The sequence below is a fragment of the Flavobacterium glycogeni genome (assembly GCF_048286775.1).
Taxonomy (GTDB): Bacteria; Bacteroidota; Bacteroidia; order Flavobacteriales; family Flavobacteriaceae; genus Flavobacterium.
Genome location: NZ_JBLVPV010000011.1, coordinates 85,486 through 103,806, shown reverse-complemented (window position 1 = coordinate 103,806; position 18,321 = coordinate 85,486). Strand labels below are relative to the sequence as shown.

The following is an 18,321-nucleotide window of genomic DNA, read 5'->3' as shown; positions in this document are numbered from 1 at the left end:
GTTATTTTTTTTTAAATTATGTTTTATCAAATTAGAAAGATGCTCTCATCATTAATCCAAAACTTCTAGTAGATGGAGTCAATCCAGCATTGTTTACGTTTTGATCCCATCTTGTTCCCGCTACAGTTCCCTCGGTATCCATATCCTTAATTGTTCTATAGATATAGAATAAATTACGTCCGAAAGCTGAAAAACTTACTTTAGTAGCACCAATCTTGTTAGCCCAAGCTGCTGGCAAACTATAAGCCAATGACATTTCTCTCATTTTGATATAGTTGTTTTCTACGATATACAATTCATAACGTGAACTACTGTATTGAGGACCTCCCCAGTTATAAGTCATATTATAATAACCTGCCTGAGAGATAATGTTAGTGTTTGCTGCACCATTTGCAGTAACACCATCCATCAACATACCATCACGGTATAATGTTTGTCCAGTTGGTCCAGCTGTAGCACTATTAGGAACCTGAACTCCATTACCGGCAGCATCCATATAGTAAGTCAAACCACCACGCTCATTAGTGCTGTAATTCAAAGTCTCTTCTGTTAACCCTCTAGCATTCATCCAGTTGATACCGGTTGGCATTAAATAACCTCCGTAAGAATAATCAATATTAACATCCAAAGTAAAGTTTTTATACGTAAACGAGTTCAATAAACCTCCCAGCCCTTTAGGTGTAGCTGTACCATATTTCTCCCATTTATCTCCATCAATCATATGGAATCCATCAGAGTCAACCATTTTATTACCACTGGCATCTGTTTTAACAGGATGAGCATAAAGACCTCCCATTGGATCACCAACCACTGATTTTAATTGAGCCGCAGACCCATCATAGTCATTGTGTAAATATTCACTTGCACCGTTAGCCAATTTTACAATTTTGTTGGTATTTTTAGCCCAGTTCAAAGTAATATCCCAAGAAAAATCTTGAGTTCTAAAAGGTGAAGCTGTCAAAGCTATTTCAAATCCTTGGTTACTTAAATCCCCAACATTAGCCCAAATGGATGTAGCTCCCGTAGTAGGTGCCAATGTCATTGGCAAAATTTGATCTTTAACTTTTGCATTGTAGTAAGAGAAATCCAATCCCAATCTTCTGTCAAAGAATTTGGTTTCGAAACCAAACTCAAACTCGTTTTTCATCTCCGGTTTAATACCTTCATTTCCATAAGAAGCATTTGAAGTAGTAATCAGTACCGGAGCAGTTGTCCCCTGATTTCCTAATGTAGTTTGATTGAAAGCTACATTAGAATCATAAATTGCAGGATAGTTACCCACAATTCCCCAAGAACCACGTAATTTTGCAAAACTGATTACTTCTGGTAATTTAACTGCTTCAGACAATATGAAAGAGGAGTTGACTGAAGGATAAGTAAAGGCATTTCTATCAGGGTGCATTGTAGAAGTACGGTCCTTTCTTATAGTTCCTTCAAGAAACAGGTAATTTTTATAGCTTCCGTTGACAGTTCCGAATATAGCATCTTTTACAAGTGTATATCTACTAGAACTACTTGTAGCAGTATTAACTGAGGCATTCATATCATACCAGCCTTCAACACTTAAACCTCCATCAGTTGATCTCGACAAAGTAAAACCAGTTTCTTTAGTTGCATTATACCCCGCTTGGGCTCCCACCTCGAAATCATCATTGATTTTTTTGTTGTAAATCAACATCCCTTCTCCGTAAAGAACATTGTAATCATTAGATATCATTGAAAAAGAACCAGGTCCAGTTCCAAAAATTAAAGGTCTTTCTACTGGATTTTTAGTTTCAACATTTATTGAGGTTAAATCAGTAGAAACACGTCCGCGAAATTTAAAATCTTTATAAATCGTAAGCGTTTCGGTAACACTCGCAATCAAACGGTTTGTAATTTCATCATTTGAATTTTCATTCGTATTCCAAAAGTAATCACCAACATCAGCTTTGAAACCATTACGGATGATGTTTTCATCCATGGTCAAACTTTGATTTGCACCCCTAACATATTTGTAACCTAAACTGGTTTTGTATTTGGCTTTGTACCAATCCCCATTGTCAAACGGACTAAGCATTCCACCAAAGTTATTTACCAATCGATCCATAAGAATTGCACGATTATGAATATTTTGATTCATATAACTCACAATCACATCTGTTTTCGAATATTTACCAATATTAAATGATGTATTCAAATTAAGGGTATTTTTCTTATTCATATTCCCCATAGTCAACGCTTGTGATTCATTATGAGTATAAGAAAAACGGATAGTGCTATTTTCAGTATTGTTAGAAAGTGCAATGTTTGTTACCCCATCCCAAGAATCTTGGAACATATTTTTGTATCCATCTTTTTGAGCCGAATAAGGACGAACCACACCATCCCAAGACATAATAGGCTGACCATCAAACCACATACCGAAATTAGATTGACTTGCTCCCGAAACACCTCTCGTTTCTTTGATACCATCACCATCAGTATCATAATGAGCAAAACCATCTGGAAGTACAAATCCTGACGAAGCATAATTATTATTAGAATACCCAGGACCTCTTTCATATTGAAATCTTGGCAAGTATGCGATATTATTAATTGAATAACTAGTACTAAAATCTACACCTAAGCCTTTTTTTCCCTTACCTGATTTAGAAGTAATCAATACAACCCCGTTTACGGCTTCAGAACCGTATAATGCAGCTGCAGATGCCCCTTTAAGTATCGAAATATTCTCAATATCTTCAGGGTTAATATCTGCCAGTCCATTGTTTCTCATACGGGAATCTTCCCAATAGTTATTATTTTTTGCTTCTCCGTCACGAATTGGCACACCATCTAAAACGATAAGCGGATTCGTTTTACCTTTAATCGAGTTAAGCCCACGAATAGTGATATTGATTACTCCATTACCTCCTGGCGTAGAAGCAATACGAACTCCCGGTGCTTTACCATATAAAGAGTTAGCAATTGTAGGCGAACCCGTTTTTACAATAGCATCTGATTTAACAACACTGGTGGCATACCCAATCGATTTGTTCTTTTTAGTTTGTCCCAAAGCAGTAACAGTAACACCTTCAAGTTCATTTGTCGAAGCCTGCATTTGTACATTTGTCACACCGCTATTATCGGTTTTCATCTCTTGAGTCTTTAGTCCTATCGAACTAATCACTAAAACCGCATTGGGCTTTACCGAAATTTTATAGGCACCTTTCTCATCAGAAACAACTCCATTGGAGGTTCCTTTTTCTTTAATAGTCGCCAGCATTACCGGAACTCCGTCGGAATCCTTAATAATACCTGAAACCACTTTCTTTTCTTGTGCACTAACATCTTGATAGTACAGAGCTACTAGGAAAACCAGCAGCAACTGTTGTAACAGTTTTCTCATAATAATAATTGGTTAAAATTGGTTAAAATTGGTTAAAAAAAATACTTAAAATTATTGTCGTTCATTTTTATTTTAATTCTATTTCTAAATTTTTTCATAAAATTTAGTTTTCATTGTTTCCAATGAATCAAAAAATTGCACCTTATATGATTCTGTCTCATAAGACAATAATGAAATTTAATCTTGATAATACAATGTATATTTATTGCTTGTTGAAATAGGTGCTTTCTATATTTTTTTAGCTATAAATCTTCACCCCTTAACGACATCTATTCAGAATTTAAAAATGTATTAATCATAGTGACTCCTTCTCCTTCATTCCTAATAGCTTAAACATCTAACAAATTACCTAAATCGTTTTAGTAATCAAATAAAAAATTACAAGCTCCATTTAAAGCTCACAAATAACTAAGACCTTACTAAATCCTAATTACACAGATTATCGAATCATCAATTTTTCTTTTTCCAGCTATAAATCCTCGTCCATTAAGGACATCAACTCAGAATTTAAAAAAGCATTAATTTAGCAACTCCTCTTCCTACATACTATAAACAATTTCAGAGTCTAGGTCCACAGTAATTTTCACTCGTTTGGAAATAATTTTATTTTACCCATTCGACTGAAGAGTTAACTCTATCGGTAATTTTGTTAATTTTTTGTTATTACAAAGACCGAAAGATATAATGACTAAAGCATACTTATTAATTCAATATTATCTTTCTTTAATTCTTAATTATCAATTAACAGAGACTAGATTACCTAAATCGTTTTAGTAAATTAATAAAAAAAACAGATTATCAATTAAAATGACCCAATTTATTATACCGATTCTCTAATAACCAATTTTCCTTTTTGAAGTACCTTCTCTATCGCAAAATCATTTTCATTCGTCATTTGATCCATAAGTAATTGAACTGCTTTTACTGCTATCCCATCAATTGGTTGTTCAATAACTGAAATCGAAGGAGAGTGCAATTTAAAACTATAGTGGTCGTCATAACTGATAATGGAAATATCCTCAGGAATCCTTAAACCCATTCTTTTAAAAGCTTGCAATCCGGCTAAACCCATGTAATTGGCTAAAAAAAGTACCGCATCTATACCCGATTTCTTTTGAAAAAAGTCGATAATGGCGGTGATTTTACTTTCTTCATTGCTGCGATAATCTAAATGAAGAATAAGTGATTCATCATAAAGACCTGCCTCTTTCATAGCATCAGTGTACCCTTTCTCTCGTAATTTCATCTGAATCATTCCTGAAGTATTATTAACCACAGCAATATTTTTGCAGCCTTTTTTAATGAAAAATTCTGTCGCTATATAGGCTCCATTATAATTATCCATAACAACATGACTAACATTTTGATTCGGAAAATACCTGTCAATTAATACCACTGGCATTTTTAAAGCCACAAGATGATCAATACTTTTTTCTAATTTTTCGGTTGGAGTTATGATAAAACCATCCACATTCGCCTGAAGTAAGCTTTGTATTAATTCAGCCGATCTTTCATCATCATCACCTGTACTGCAATAAAAAACTCTATATCCCAACTTCTTTGCTTCATCTTCTATTACTCTGGCTAAATCAGAAAAGAACTGATTTGAGATATCTTCAACAATAAGCCCAATAGATCTTGTCTTTCCAGTGCGAAGACTGCTGGCAATCATATTAGGTTTGTAATGCAACTTCTCAGCAACATCTTGTACTTTTTTAATAACGGCAGCGCTAATACCCATTTTCCCTCCTTTGTCATTAAGTACAAAAGATACCGTAGAGATTGAAACTCTGGCCTCTATAGCAATATCTTTAATGGTAATTTTTTTCATCTAGCGCGCCAATTTTCTCTTAATTATATCACAAATATATATAAAAACAGTTACAAAATCGTTTTAGTAATTATTTTTTTTTAAACAAAATGTTTTTTTAAAGTTAATAAACCATTAAAAACAGAGTGATTAATGCCATATACAGCGATATTCCTATAACTGACTAATTAATAAATCAGTACAAAATTTAACTCTGAACTAATCGTAAACTTGATAAATTAATCCATTTCTTTCAAAACATAGGATCTGTTAAGAAATAAATGGTGCAGAATTGGCGATGCTATTTTGTTATTTTTAAGGCGAAAATTTTTTTAATAGCACCACTATTTAAAGAATTTTCAACGCAGAAAAAGAGCTAAAGAACGAGACAAAATGTATCAGTTATTTTTTAACAGAGCCTTAGATTCCTTATGAAATAAATACTTCTAATATTGAAGCATTTCCTTCCAGAATGAATGTGTCCATATCGGCGGGAATTAAAATCGTATCTCCTTTTTTATATCGAAAACGAGTAGCATCAAACTCTATTTCAAAAATACCGTCAATGCACATATAAACCGTAAATGTCTTTCCTGTTTTATTAATAGTAATCTTCCCGTCCAATGGAAGAAAATTAGTGGTGAAATAAGGACAATCCACAACAGGATTGGATTGATTGAGCGCTCTGTCATATTGTTTATAGGTATCAACTTTATTATAATTAATAGCCTCCAAAGCCAAATCAACATGCAATTCTCTAGTATTCCCTTTTGCATCTACCCTGTCAAAGTCATAAATACGATACGTAATATCAGAGGTTTGTTGAATCTCGGCCACCACCAATCCGCCACCAATTGCGTGAACGGTTCCGGTTTCTAAAAAGAAAACATCACCTGATTTTACTTTTACATCCTCCAGTAAAGTAAGCAAGGTTTTGTTTTTTAGATTTTCTAAATATTCGCTGGCATTCGAGTTTTCATTGAAACCTACAATAATTCGTGCATCAACATCGGCTTGCATAATATACCACATTTCGGTTTTACCAAAAGAATTGTGACGTTTTTTAGCCAACTCATCATTAGGATGTACTTGTATGGACAAGTCTTCGCGAGCATCTAAATATTTGAAAAGCAACGGAAATTGTTTTCCGAATCTTTTATAAACTTCCGTTCCTAAAATTTCGTTTGGCGATTCATTGATTATTGCGGTTAATGATTTCCCTTTTAATTTCCCGTTGGCAACAACACTTACATCACCTTCCACTGTGGATAACTCCCAGCTTTCTCCGGTAATTTTTGATGCAATTGGCTTATTGAGTACTGTTTTTAGTTTTTCACCGCCCCAAATTCTTTCTTTTAAAATGGGTTCAAACTGTAATGGGTAAAATTTTATGCTCATCTGTCATCATTTTTATGAATTACTAAATCGTTTTAGCAAATATATAAAAATAGTTATAATTCATACAATAGACCATAAACAGAAAAACCCGAAGTAGCTTACTTCGGGTTTTATCATATGAAAAACAATACGATTACAATCGACAACTAAAAGTCACACTACCATTTAATAATAGCACTTCCCCACGTAAAACCACTTCCAAATGCAGCTAATACAACGGTGTCTCCTGATTTTATTTTTCCTTTTTCCCATGCTTCGGTTAAAGCAATCGGTATAGAGGCTGCAGTTGTATTTCCGTATTTTTGAATATTATTATAGACCTGATCATCCGTCAAATTGAATTTCTTTTGAATAAACTGAGAAATTCTCAAATTCGCCTGATGCGGAATTAACATATCAATATCCGAAACCTGTAGATTATTGGCTTGCAGTCCTTCATTAATTACCTCACTGAAACGAACCACGGCATTTTTAAATACAAATTGTCCATTCATATACGGGAAATAACTTTCGTCATCCGGATTGTTCTCAGCCAAAATATCAGTAACCCAACGGCCTCCCATTCCGGGGGCTTTTACAATTAATTCCTCGGCATGTTGTCCTTCGGAGTGTAAATGTGTGGATAAAATCCCTTTGGTCAAATCTTCTTCTCTGCTCAAAACGGCCGCTCCTGCTCCATCTCCAAAAATTACCGAAACGCCACGTCCACGCGTGGTCATATCTAATCCTGTGGAATGTACCTCAGACCCAATAACCAATATGTTTTTATACATTCCGGTCTTGATATATTGATCCGCAACCGACAACGCGTAAATAAATCCGGAACATTGATTTCTTACATCTAATGCGCCAACGGTTCTTAAACCCAAATCACGTTGTACCAAAACTCCTGGGCCAGGAAAATAAAAATCAGGACTCAATGTGGCAAAAACCACAAAATCGATATCTGCTGCAGCAACACCAGAACGTTCTATCGCAATTTTGGCAGCTTTCACGCCCATAGAAGTCGTTGTATCTTCCCCTCTTATAATGTGTCTTCTTTCCTGAATCCCTGTTCGTTCCTGAATCCATTCGTCATTGGTATCAATAATTTTTGATAAATCGTCATTAGTGACCACGTTTTCGGGAACATAATAACCCAATCCTGCTATTTTTGAATGATACATACTATTGTTATTTTATTAAAATAAGAGTGCAAATTTAAACATACTTAAAAATATGAGCCCACAAATTACTCTTTTTTTGACAACTTATCATTTATATCTGTTTTTTAGGAGCTTTTCCCAGCTATCCGCTACAAATGAAATTCACTGAACTCCAATTAAAATAAAAATATAGTGAAGTAATCTTTTCTTGTATCGTTAAAAAACGATACAAGAAAAGGATTTTCACTTTTATCTGGGCTAGGCATAAACGTTAAAAAGAAATATTTGTTTCCAGATGTAACAACATTGAATTATTTTAGACCAATAATTCAGAATACCAAATAATTTAAAATCATTCAAACTATGAAGTTAAAGATTCCTTTTTTCCTGTTTCTGGGCTTGAGTTTAACCACTTTTGCCCAAGAAAATTTAACCTATCAAAAACCTTCCAAATCAATCGCTGATTTGGCTGATTATGAAAGAGCTCCTTCGGTATCAATGGATACCAAAAAAGAATATATGTTACTCACGTATAGAAATACGTATAAATCACTGGACGATTTAAACCAAGACGAATTGCGTTTAGGAGGATTGAGAATTAATCCAATCACTAATATTTCGAGTACCGTTACGTATATTAACAACCTTAAATTACGTAAAATAAAAGAAAAAGAAGAAGAAGTACAGGTTGTAGGTTTGCCAACAAATCCTCGTATCAGTAATATCTCTTGGTCTCCAAATGATACAAAAATCTTGTTTTCCCATACTACAGCTTCTGGAGTTGAACTTTGGTTTATCGATGTAGCTTCGGCGAAAGCCACCAGACTAACAGAGGCTACTGTAAATGCTAATCTTGGCAATCCATTCAGTTGGATGAATGACAACGAGACTATTTTGGTAAAAATGTTACCGAAAAACAGACCTGCACTTTTGGACGCGAAAAAAGATTTACCAACCGGCCCGATAATTTCAAATGCCGATGGTGCTAAATCTCAAAACAGAACCTATCCGGACATGTTGAAAAACAAGAATGATGAAATCAATTTTGAGAATATCATCACTTCTGAATTGTACAAAATAAACCTGAACGGAACGGCAACTTTATTCAAAAATGCGGATATGTATGCCGGAGAAAGTTTCTCTCCTGATGGAAATTATATCATGCTGACTACCATTCAAAAACCATTTTCATACATCGTTCCGTTGAACCGTTTTCCGTCAAAATCAGTAGTGTACGACAAAACTGGAAACGAAGTAAAAGTTGTGAATGAAGTACCACTAACCGAAATTATTCCTAAAGGATTTATGGCAGTTCGCAAAGGAAAAAGAAACATGAGCTGGAGAGCGGACAAACCGGCAACATTAGTTTACGCTGAAGCTTTAGACGCTGGAGACCCTGCAAATAAAGTGGAATTCAGAGACGAAGTTTTTCTTTGGAACGCACCATTTGACGCAGCAGCTACTTCATTGGTAAAAACACCGCAACGCTACAGCCGAATGATTTGGGGGAATGACAACGTTGCTGTTGTTTCAGATGAATGGTATGACACGCGTAATACCAAAACTTATTTAATCAATCCATCGAATCCAAGTCAGGCTCCAAAAGTAATTTTCGACAGAAACTCTCAGGATGTGTATTCAGATCCAGGGAATTTTGAAACCAGAAAAAACCAATACAACAGATATGTTTTAGCTATCGAAAATGACAATGCATTTCTTATTGGGGACGGATTTACTAAAAACGGGCAATTTCCTTTTATCACAGCGTATAATTTGAAAACACTACAATCAAATCGTCTTTATACCTCAGCTTACACGGATAAAAAAGAGGATTTATTGGAGATTGAAGACTTCAAAAAAGGAACGGTTTTAGTACAAATCCAGTCTAAAAATGAGTATCCGAATTATTACCTTAGGAACATCAAACAAAAAAACAAACTGACACCAATCACAGCATTCAAAAACCCTTTTGAAAGCATCAAAAACGTGAGTAAAGAAGTCATTAAATACAAGCGTAAAGATGGTGTTGAACTATCCGGAACTTTATATTTACCTGTTGGTTATGATAAGGTGAAAAAAGAGAAAATGCCATTATTGATTTGGGCTTATCCAGCAGAATACAAAGACAAAAATTCAGCGGGACAAAGCACGCAAAACCCAAACGAATTTACATTTCCTAATTATGGTTCCTTCGTATATTGGGTAACCAAAGGGTATGTAGTCCTTGATGATGCTGCTTTTCCTATAATAGGTGAAGGAAAAACGGAGCCAAATGATAATTTCATGACGCAATTAGTAGACAATGCAGAAGCGGCGATTAATGCGGTAGATGCTTTGGGATACATCAACAGAAAAAAAGTAGCGGTTGGAGGTCACTCATACGGCGCTTTTATGACGGCTAATTTATTGACCCACTCTAATCTTTTTGCTTGTGGAATTGCTCGAAGTGGTGCCTACAACAGAACGTTAACTCCTTTTGGATTCCAAAGCGAGCAACGCAACTACTGGGAAACTCCTGAGGTCTATAACACGATGTCGCCGTTTATGAATGCCGACAAAATGAAAACACCAATGCTTTTAGTACACGGTGAAGCCGATAATAATCCGGGAACGTTCACCTTGCAAACCGAACGTTATTTTCAGGCTTTGAAAGGTTTGGGAGCTCCGGCAAGAATGGTGATCCTTCCAAAAGAAAGTCATGGCTATGCAGCCAAAGAGAATATTTTGCATTTGCTTTGGGAACAAGATCAGTTCTTAGAAAAGTATTTGAAGAATTAATTCAAACTTCACATAAAAAACAAAACCCCGAAATCGATATGATTTCGGGGTTTTTCTATTTTTAAGATAACATCAAGTATACTTCCTCATTGAATTCTAATGCTGAATCATGTTCAAAGAAAATGGCTCTTCTTTCAAAAGCTGCTTTAACCAAATAATGACTTCCTTTGAAATAACATTGTTTCACAACTGCTTTCATAATTGCGTTGTCCACCACTTTTAATTGATGCGGATACAATAAAAGTGCTGCGTCATCGTCATCCTCAAGATCTATTAATTGAGACAATTTTAACTCATTTACTTCCCCAAAAAGAGAAGCAATGTATTTATTAGCCGGATCTTCATACAAGGTTTTTGAGTCTCCTTTCGCCACTACTTTTCCGTTTTGAACCACAATCGTTTCATCAGAGAAAGACAAAGCATCAGTGCTGTCATGCGTGGCAATAATACAGGTAACGCCTTTGTCTTTTAAGTAACGGAATAAATTGCGGCGAAGTGAATTCTTTCTGAAAGAATCAATTTGGCTGAAAGGTTCGTCGAGCAAAATAATTTCCGGTTCCAGAGCCAAAACTCTGGCCAAGGCCACTCGTTGTTGCTGTCCGCCACTTAAGAATTTCGCTTTTACCTTTGCGAAAGCAGTCATTTCTACCATTTCTAATAACTCTTGAACACGGGCTTTCTTATCGTCAGGATACATATTCGACAAGAACTTGCCCACATTTTCTTCTACGGATATGTAAGGCATCAAATCGAAATCCTGTGCTAAATATTTAATGTAATCTTCTCCCGGAACAAGATTGTATTTGGGTCCCAAAATGGGTTTTTCATTATAGGTTATTTCTCCATTATCCAAATCATATAATCCGTATATGAGTTTTAGTAAGGTGCTTTTACCGCAACCGCTTTCGCCAATAATAGCGGTGTTTTGACCTTTGGCAATAGTAAAACTAACATTTTCAATAACGGGGGTATCAATGTAAGTGAAGGAAATATCTTTTATCTCGAGCATCATCTGTATTTAAGAGTGCAAATTTACAATGTTTAATTCGAATTTAGGCACAAAAAAAGGCTGCTTCTTGATGAAACAGCCTTTGTTTTTATAGCATTTTATGCTTAGTTTTTAACCTCCGATTTTGCATCTTTAATCATTTTCTCATTTGCAGTAATAGCAAATTCAACACGACGGTTTTGACTTCTGCCGTCAACCGTTTCGTTTGATGCAATTGGATCAGCAATTCCTAAACCAGTTACTTGAAATCTACCAGAAGATACCCCTTTGCTAGTCAAATAATTTCTAACTGACGCTGCTCTTTCTCCTGAAAGTTTTAAGTTGTAATCAGCTGAACCAGTACTGTCAGTATATCCATAAATAGTAATATTAGTATCTGGATATTCTTTGAAAACTGGAACTAATTTATCTAAATTTGCTTTTGCAGTAGCAGTTAAGGAAGATTTATTAGTATCAAAACGCACAGCATTTTCATTCAAAACCAGTTTTATTCCTTCTCCTACACGAACTACTTCAGCTCCCGGAAGCGCAGCATCGATTTCTCTTGCTTGTTTGTCCATTTTGTTACCAATAACACCACCGGCAACGCCACCAATAACACCACCTAATACTGCTCCCATGGCACCTTTTCCTCCTTTTCCAAGATTGTTCCCAAGAATTCCGCCTAACACCGCACCACCTGCGGCTCCAATTACGGCTCCTCTTTGTGTTTTATTGGTGTTTTTTACTGCTTCACAACTGGTGAACATGGAACCTATAACCATTATTGTTGCCATTGCAACTATTGAAATCTTTTTCATATCTGAATTTTTTATTAATTAACTTTTTGAAATTGGTACACTACATTCGTCATTTTCCCTCCAACATCGATTTTATCAATCAACTGAAAAGAAGACTCTGTTTGATTGGCTACGTATAAAATATAACCATCTCTAACTTTTCTTGCTTTTTCACCAGCATTAAGAATTTTTAGGATAAACTGTCCATCATTATTTACAAACCAAGTAATTGGCGAGCTAAATGATGCGCAATTTGCTTTTGTCAAAGCCATATTCCCTTTGTTATTATTCGAAATAAACGTCCATGTACTTCCGACAAAACATTCTGAATCCGCAAGTTGAAAACTATTCACTTTGATATATTGTGACCCTGGATACGTTACGGAACTTATTTCCCAATTTCCTTTCATTGCAACTTGAGTTTTTCTATCTGTATTCGTACTTGTCACTGATGTTGACTTACAGGCAAACATCAAAACAGCTAACGTGCATAATAAAATTATTTTTTTCATTTTCTTAAATTTAATGAATTAATACTTACACAAAGATACAATGCAATGAAAAGAAAATTGTTTCAAAATTAAATTATTTTATATCAAAATTAACGCCTACGACAATTTGTCACTTCAATTGTAATTGGTATTCTATTTGAAAGGATCATATCCATTAAAATAAACTTAAAAATTCAAAATATGACAACAGGTAAAATTAATGTTTCGGTAGAGAACATCTTTCCCTTAATCAAGAAATTCTTATACAGTGATCACGAAATTTTCTTGCGTGAATTGATTTCTAATGGTACTGATGCTACTTTAAAATTAAAACATTTAACAAGCATTGGCGAAGCCAAAGTAGAATACGGCAACCCAATTATCGAAGTAAAAATTGATAAGGAAGGCAAAAAACTGCACATCATCGATCAAGGTTTAGGAATGACTGCGGATGAAGTGGAGAAATACATCAACCAAGTGGCATTTTCCGGTGCAGAAGAATTTTTGGACAAATACAAAGATTCGGCTAAGGATTCTGGAATTATTGGACATTTTGGTCTTGGTTTTTATTCCGCTTTTATGGTTGCCGAAAAAGTGGAAATCATCACTAAATCGTTCAAAGACGAACCTGCTGCACACTGGACTTGCGACGGAAGCCCGGAATTTACATTAGAACCTGCTGACAAAACTTCTCGTGGAACAGAAATAATTTTGCATATCGCCGAAGATTCTTTGGAATTCTTGGAAGAATACAAAATCAAAGAACTGTTGAATAAATACAACAAGTTCATGCCTATTCCAATTAAATTTGGAACAAAAAAGGAAAAAATAGAGCAAAAAAAGGGTGAATTTGTTGAATCTGAAAACAAAGAAGAAACGTTTACGGAAGTTGAAGTAGACAACATCATCAACAACCCAAATCCGGCTTGGACCAAACAACCAACTGAATTATCAGCTGAGGATTACAAGAATTTCTACCATGAATTGTATCCGATGCAATTTGAAGAACCGTTATTCCACATTCATTTAAATGTAGATTATCCGTTCAACTTAACCGGTATTTTGTATTTTCCAAAATTAGGTTCTGATTTACAAATTCAGAAAGACAAAATCCAATTGTACCAAAATCAAGTGTATGTAACGGATAATGTAGAAGGAATTGTTCCTGAATTTTTAATGATGCTAAAAGGTGTTGTTGATTCACCGGACATTCCATTGAACGTCTCTCGTTCTGGATTGCAAGCTGATGCTGCGGTGAAGAAAATCTCAAATTACATCACGCGCAAAGTAGCCGATAAATTAAAATCTTTGTTTACTGAAAACCGTGAAGATTTTGAACAAAAATGGAACGATATCAAAATCGTTTTAGAATACGGAATGCTTTCTGAAGATAAATTCTACGAAAAAGCAGGCGCTTTTGTTTTATATCCAACAGTTGATGGCAAATTTTACACACTGGAAGAATTAAAAGAAAACTTAGCCGCTAATCAAACGGACAAAGACGGGAAATTAGTGGTTTTATATGCAGGAAATAAAGAAGCGCAACACTCTTATATCGAAATTGCAAAAGACAAAGGATATGAAGTATTGTTGCTTGATTCTCCAATTATCTCGCATTTAATTCAAAAAATTGAAGGAGATAACAGCAACATGACTTTTGTGCGTGTCGATTCGGATCATATTGATAATTTAATCAAGAAAGAGGAAACTACTATTTCTAAATTATCTGAGGAAGAACAAACGAACTTGAAAACCGTTTTGGAAGCTATTGTTCCTAAACAAACCTATTCTGTACAACTGGAAGCTTTAGATAGCAATGCTTCCCCATTTATCATCACGCAACCTGAATTCATGCGTAGAATGAAAGAAATGAGTCAGTCTGGTGGCGGTGGAATGTTCGGAATGGGAAATATGCCGGAAATGTACAATTTAGTGGTAAATACCAATTCTGAATTGGCAACAAGCATTCTAAACAACAAAGACAAAGACGCTCAGGAAAGTTTGGTAAAACAAGCGTTAGACTTAGCTAAATTATCACAAAATCTTTTGAAAGGCGAAGCATTAACGGCGTTCGTGAAGAGAAGTTTTGAGATGATTAAATAATTTCAGCAAAACGCTAAAATATCAAGAGCTGTCCACATCGGGCAGCTTTTTTTTTGGAGCAGAATGACGATTTTTCATAAATACTTCCCTCCTGCTTTCGCCTTTATCTCTTCGCTCCGCTACGAGGATATCGGCTTTATCAGGGCTAGGCTAGAAACTATTATTTCACAATCACTTCTCTATTTTGTAGTTTTTTTCTATATATTTGAAAAAGAGTATAATCATATAAATCTAAAATTAAGTGGCTTTGTGTGATTTTACCAATTTTATAAATAACTAAAACACAATGAAAAAAACTACATTTTCAGCATTATTTTTACTGATTTTTGTTAATCTATGGTCGCAAAATAATGTAGAAAAAAGTGCGCTATTAAACGCTAACAAAATGACCTCTTTTTACAATAGTAAAGATTTTCTTAATTATGTTAATTATGTCTTTCCACAAGATTATGGTAATGACATTGCAAAAAAAGGAGAACTTGCAGACTTATATAAGAAATATAAAAACAATGAAACCGATAAAATTGAAATAATAAAAGTTCTAAAAACTTCAACTGTTAATGGTCAATATCAAGCTTTATTTTTAGAAAGGAATAACAATCAGGATGGATATATTTTTGGAATATCTAATGACAAAGGTAAAAATTGGTTTTTCACAAATGCTTATTCTAATCAAGTACAGTTTGACCAGATAATAAAAAAGATTCCTACTATAGATACTGTTTTTTCAAAGTTTATAGATCCAAAATTTGGTAAACGAATATCGCACGAAATAGGAAAACCCATCACTCCTTTCTCGTTTACAGACATCAATGGTAACTTACTTTCCTCTGATTCATTGAAAGGTAAAGTAATTGTTCTTAATTTTTGGGGAACAAGATGTCCACCATGCATCGCTGAAATACCAGAGCTTAATAATTTAGTGGAAAAAATGAAAGGTAAAGAAATAGTTTTTATTGCTCCTGTAATTGATGCAACTAAAGAAATACTTACTAATAGTTTTCTCCCTAAACATCCTTTTAAATATCAAATTGTTTTAGTAAACCAAGATGATTATAATATCACATCATTTCCAACTAATTTAGTAATTGATCAAAACCTTAAAGTTGTTGAAAAACTAATTGGAGCTAGTCCTGAAAATTTAAAAAAAATTGAACAAAAAATCAACGAAATAATTAAATGAAAGCTTTACCCAACTTAGCGATAGCAATGTCATTACGTTAAGAATATTGTGTTCGTGCCCCCAAACAAAAACAGATAAATAAATCCAACTAAAATGATGTACACATTAATTGGAACGAGTTTACTTTTTGTCGTAAATAGGATTCCTTATAACAGAGTACAATGCAAAATACCTGCTGTAAAATCAGCAAAGCCGTTCTTTCTAAACAAGAAAAAACGGCTTTTTGCAAACTTCAATATATTAAAAAATACCTAATCGTACGCTGGGGGCGCGCACACCTATTTGTGTATTTACTGAAGTATTGCTTGGTCTTCTTTGATAATTTCTTTGATCATATTCATAATAATAAAATCCTGCGTGTCCATAAAAGGAATCGCTGTGATGACAATGGACATCACAATGAGAGTGATGCATTGTATAAACATCTTGCTTGCTGGCAATATAGGCCTGATACGCTTTTCTATTCTTTTTCTTTAACTCCTTTTCGTACTCTTTTTGCTCTTTCCAAAAAACTTTCTCTTCGGCTTTAGTTTTAGCCTTAAATGTCAACTCATAATTGGCATCTTGACTACCTCTTTGTTGATAATAAGTAATTTTATCCGGATTGACATTCATGTTTGTTTCACTTTTCACACTGGCTTCTTGTGCATGTACTGTTGCTATTGTTCCCGAAAAAAGTAGGATCAGTAAAGATTTAATTGTTTTCATGATTATAAATTTTTATTACAGTTACTATCTTTTTTATTTCTAACTTCAATAGTAAGACAACTATAAAGCACTTTACCCTACCAAAAAATTATATTATTTTAAAAACGTACCGAGATACTGCAAATTGACAACTCATCCAACTCCGCATTCAAAAATACTAACAACGAAAACACAGTAAAATACAAGTTCATTCTTGAAGTTTTTTTGCTTATCAAAACTGCAATTTTGTTACAATCAAAAAATAGTATCACAATATATTTAAAACATAACAAATTACTATTCAAATAATTATAAAGATACTCATGTTAAATATGTTAAAATAATCAATATCTTTATGGTGCTTTTTATGAAAAATCAATTTTTAATCTAAAAAAATGCAACCATGAGAAAAAGTTTAAATTTTATTAAATCCACAATTGTGTCTGTCACAGTAACAACACTATTATTGGTATTGGTTAGTTGTAATACTTCCCAAAAAGAGAAAGAAACCACATTTGACAAAATCGCTGCCAAGGAGGCGATTGCAAAAGAAAACAAGATTTTTACTGATGCATTTAATAAAGGGGACTCGATAGGAGCCGCCATGACTTATGCTACTGATGCCAAATTCATGCCTTCGAATCAGAAAGCGGTATCCGGAAGAAAAAACATCCAAACAACAATAGCAGGATATATCAAAGCCGGGGAGATTAATTTAAGTATAAAACCCGTAGAAGTTTGGGGCGATGAGATGATGCTGACCGTGGAAGAAGAATGGTCTATGACCGACAAAGACGGAAAAGAAATCGACCGTGGAAAGGCATTGGAATTATGGAAAATGGAAGATGGAAAATGGAAACTTTTCCGTGATTGTTTTAATTCTGATTTGCCCTGTATGCCTCCTCCTCCATCCAAATAGACAATTCGGTTTTGGATTATTAGATATGAATCGGATCGATTACAAACAACCTGCAAACATAAAGTTGCAGGTTTTTTTGTACATTAGCTACAATAAAAATTAAAAAAACATGAAAAAAAGAATTATTTTAGTTTGTTTATTTATGAGTTTAGCCAATATTTATGGACAAGATTATCAAAAAAGTAATGTAGTATCAGAAGGGCAGCAAGCACCAAACTTTACCATAAAATTAGAAAAAGGAAAAACAATTAATCTTTCTAGCTTAAAAGGAAAAGTCGTTTTACTAAATTTTTTCGCAACTTGGTGCGGTCCTTGTATGGTCGAAATGCCAATTTTACAACAGGAAGTTTGGACCAAATACAAAGAAAATAAAAATTTTGCTTTAATGAGTTTCGGAAGAGGACATTCAGCGGAGGAAGTAAACCTATTTCGAGATAAAAAGAAATTTGATTTTCCTATTTATGCCGATAAAGACAAATCCGTTTATAATTTATTTGCTACACAATATATCCCAAGGAATTACCTTATTGATAAAAACGGAATTATTGTATATACATCAATTGGATACTCTCCTGAAGAATTTGAAAAAATGAAAGAAAAAATCAATGAATTGCTAAAGAATTAATGTAGATTTTTCAATTTTGTCTAG

General features: G+C 34.2%; 13 protein-coding genes. 5 read left to right on the top strand and 8 right to left on the bottom strand.

What is annotated here, in order from left to right; all coding sequences use genetic code 11:
* Positions 1-31: 31 nt before the first annotated feature.
* The 4 genes from ACNQGX_RS10800 to ACNQGX_RS10785 all read right to left on the bottom strand — a co-directional run bounded on the left by ACNQGX_RS10800 (position 32) and on the right by ACNQGX_RS10785 (position 7,744).
* The gene (locus ACNQGX_RS10800) at positions 32-3,370 is read right to left on the bottom strand and encodes a SusC/RagA family TonB-linked outer membrane protein (RefSeq protein ID WP_417976142.1); all 3,339 of its coding nucleotides are present in this window, start codon (positions 3,368-3,370) and stop codon (positions 32-34) included.
* Positions 3,371-4,190: 820 nt separating this feature from the next.
* Positions 4,191-5,201 carry a LacI family DNA-binding transcriptional regulator gene (locus ACNQGX_RS10795; protein ID WP_417976140.1) on the bottom strand — a complete coding sequence of 337 codons (1,011 nt, stop codon included), beginning with the start codon at positions 5,199-5,201 and terminating at the stop codon, positions 4,191-4,193.
* A 408-nt stretch (positions 5,202-5,609) separates the two neighbouring features.
* Positions 5,610-6,578 carry a type I phosphomannose isomerase catalytic subunit gene (locus ACNQGX_RS10790; RefSeq protein WP_417976138.1) on the bottom strand — a complete coding sequence of 323 codons (969 nt, stop codon included), beginning with the start codon at positions 6,576-6,578 and terminating at the stop codon, positions 5,610-5,612.
* A 158-nt stretch (positions 6,579-6,736) separates the two neighbouring features.
* Positions 6,737-7,744 carry a 3-oxoacyl-ACP synthase III family protein gene (locus tag ACNQGX_RS10785; protein WP_417976137.1) on the bottom strand — a complete coding sequence of 336 codons (1,008 nt, stop codon included), beginning with the start codon at positions 7,742-7,744 and terminating at the stop codon, positions 6,737-6,739.
* Between the two features lie 342 nt (positions 7,745-8,086).
* Here ACNQGX_RS10785 and ACNQGX_RS10780 point away from each other — a divergent pair, with 342 nt between their 5' ends.
* The gene (locus ACNQGX_RS10780) at positions 8,087-10,501 is read left to right on the top strand and encodes a S9 family peptidase (RefSeq protein ID WP_417976136.1); all 2,415 of its coding nucleotides are present in this window, start codon (positions 8,087-8,089) and stop codon (positions 10,499-10,501) included.
* A 61-nt stretch (positions 10,502-10,562) separates the two neighbouring features.
* Here the strand turns inward: ACNQGX_RS10780 and ACNQGX_RS10775 are convergent, their stop codons facing one another.
* From ACNQGX_RS10775 to ACNQGX_RS10765, 3 genes are all read right to left on the bottom strand, one after another.
* On the bottom strand, positions 10,563-11,510 hold the full coding sequence (locus tag ACNQGX_RS10775; RefSeq protein WP_417976134.1) for an ABC transporter ATP-binding protein: 948 nt from the start codon (positions 11,508-11,510) through the stop codon (positions 10,563-10,565).
* A 104-nt stretch (positions 11,511-11,614) separates the two neighbouring features.
* Positions 11,615-12,310 (bottom strand): YiaD family glycine zipper/OmpA-like lipoprotein, encoded by a 696-nt coding sequence (locus ACNQGX_RS10770; RefSeq protein ID WP_417976132.1) that lies wholly within the window; start codon positions 12,308-12,310, stop codon positions 11,615-11,617.
* A 14-nt stretch (positions 12,311-12,324) separates the two neighbouring features.
* Positions 12,325-12,801 (bottom strand): lipocalin family protein, encoded by a 477-nt coding sequence (locus tag ACNQGX_RS10765; protein ID WP_417976130.1) that lies wholly within the window; start codon positions 12,799-12,801, stop codon positions 12,325-12,327.
* A 180-nt stretch (positions 12,802-12,981) separates the two neighbouring features.
* Between ACNQGX_RS10765 and htpG the strand changes: the two genes are divergently transcribed.
* The gene (gene htpG, locus ACNQGX_RS10760; protein ID WP_417976128.1) at positions 12,982-14,883 is read left to right on the top strand and encodes a molecular chaperone HtpG; all 1,902 of its coding nucleotides are present in this window, start codon (positions 12,982-12,984) and stop codon (positions 14,881-14,883) included.
* A 286-nt stretch (positions 14,884-15,169) separates the two neighbouring features.
* The gene (locus ACNQGX_RS10755) at positions 15,170-16,066 is read left to right on the top strand and encodes a TlpA family protein disulfide reductase (protein ID WP_417976126.1); all 897 of its coding nucleotides are present in this window, start codon (positions 15,170-15,172) and stop codon (positions 16,064-16,066) included.
* A 240-nt stretch (positions 16,067-16,306) separates the two neighbouring features.
* Here ACNQGX_RS10755 and ACNQGX_RS10750 read toward each other — a convergent pair whose 3' ends face one another.
* Entirely contained in the window at positions 16,307-16,774 is a 468-nt protein-coding gene (locus ACNQGX_RS10750; RefSeq protein ID WP_417976124.1) for a hypothetical protein, read from the bottom strand.
* Positions 16,775-17,156: 382 nt separating this feature from the next.
* On the opposite strand from ACNQGX_RS10750, the gene ACNQGX_RS10745 reads away from it, so the two are divergent.
* Together ACNQGX_RS10745 and ACNQGX_RS10740 are read left to right on the top strand one after the other, a co-directional pair.
* Positions 17,157-17,672: a YybH family protein gene (locus ACNQGX_RS10745; protein WP_417976122.1), complete on the top strand. Its 516-nt coding sequence runs from the start codon at positions 17,157-17,159 to the stop codon at positions 17,670-17,672.
* 109 nt (positions 17,673-17,781) lie between these two features.
* The gene (locus tag ACNQGX_RS10740; RefSeq protein WP_417976119.1) at positions 17,782-18,297 is read left to right on the top strand and encodes a TlpA family protein disulfide reductase; all 516 of its coding nucleotides are present in this window, start codon (positions 17,782-17,784) and stop codon (positions 18,295-18,297) included.
* The last annotated feature ends 24 nt before the right edge of the window (positions 18,298-18,321 follow it).

Coding starts and splice junctions, on each gene's coding strand:
- ACNQGX_RS10785 (WP_417976137.1), bottom strand. CDS start 7,744: ATGTATCATTCAAAAATAGCAGGATTGGGTTATTATGTTCCCGAAAAC.
- htpG (WP_417976128.1), top strand. CDS start 12,982: ATGACAACAGGTAAAATTAATGTTTCGGTAGAGAACATCTTTCCCTTA.
- ACNQGX_RS10740 (WP_417976119.1), top strand. CDS start 17,782: ATGAAAAAAAGAATTATTTTAGTTTGTTTATTTATGAGTTTAGCCAAT.
- ACNQGX_RS10765 (WP_417976130.1), bottom strand. CDS start 12,801: ATGAAAAAAATAATTTTATTATGCACGTTAGCTGTTTTGATGTTTGCC.
- ACNQGX_RS10800 (WP_417976142.1), bottom strand. CDS start 3,370: ATGAGAAAACTGTTACAACAGTTGCTGCTGGTTTTCCTAGTAGCTCTG.
- ACNQGX_RS10750 (WP_417976124.1), bottom strand. CDS start 16,774: ATGAAAACAATTAAATCTTTACTGATCCTACTTTTTTCGGGAACAATA.
- ACNQGX_RS10770 (WP_417976132.1), bottom strand. CDS start 12,310: ATGAAAAAGATTTCAATAGTTGCAATGGCAACAATAATGGTTATAGGT.
- ACNQGX_RS10775 (WP_417976134.1), bottom strand. CDS start 11,510: ATGCTCGAGATAAAAGATATTTCCTTCACTTACATTGATACCCCCGTT.
- ACNQGX_RS10745 (WP_417976122.1), top strand. CDS start 17,157: ATGAGAAAAAGTTTAAATTTTATTAAATCCACAATTGTGTCTGTCACA.
- ACNQGX_RS10755 (WP_417976126.1), top strand. CDS start 15,170: ATGAAAAAAACTACATTTTCAGCATTATTTTTACTGATTTTTGTTAAT.
- ACNQGX_RS10790 (WP_417976138.1), bottom strand. CDS start 6,578: ATGAGCATAAAATTTTACCCATTACAGTTTGAACCCATTTTAAAAGAA.
- ACNQGX_RS10795 (WP_417976140.1), bottom strand. CDS start 5,201: ATGAAAAAAATTACCATTAAAGATATTGCTATAGAGGCCAGAGTTTCA.
- ACNQGX_RS10780 (WP_417976136.1), top strand. CDS start 8,087: ATGAAGTTAAAGATTCCTTTTTTCCTGTTTCTGGGCTTGAGTTTAACC.